Origin of the sequence: Pseudomonas sp. SWRI111, assembly GCF_014268555.1 — a bacterium.
Taxonomy (GTDB): Bacteria; Pseudomonadota; Gammaproteobacteria; order Pseudomonadales; family Pseudomonadaceae; genus Aquipseudomonas; species Aquipseudomonas hamedanensis.
In genome coordinates, this window is the sequence record NZ_JABWQQ010000074.1 from 1 (window position 1) to 346 (window position 346).

General features: G+C 37.0%; 1 protein-coding gene. It reads left to right on the plus strand.

Translation table 11 applies throughout. The annotated features are described in order from the left end of the window. Positions 1 to 258 (plus strand): hypothetical protein (locus tag HU755_RS26995; RefSeq protein WP_186638303.1); only part of this gene is annotated, 258 nt, incomplete at its 5' end. Positions 259 to 346: the final 88 nt, after the last annotated feature.

Sequence of the window (346 nt, forward strand, 5' to 3'; positions counted from 1 at the left end):
GTTATGGTTGGTGCAGCAAATCCGATTGAAGCAGTTATTCTAATGATTATCTTTATTCCAGTAACTGAATCTTTAAGAGCTTTAATAGGTCTTGGAGGAAAAATGAATGATGGCTTCTCAAAAGCAGCTGCTATGATGGGTGTGTCCGCTTTAGTTTGTATGTTTGGAGCAGCTAAAGGGGCATTATTAGGTACATCCGTTACAGATGCTATTAAAAGGGGATACCTTAATGCTAAAAACAAAGGTAAAGGTAACTGAAAAGACTCTGACAATGTATCATCAGAAGATAATGATACAGTAGGTGACATCAAAAAAACTCTTGCAGGAAATACAGGAACAGATACTG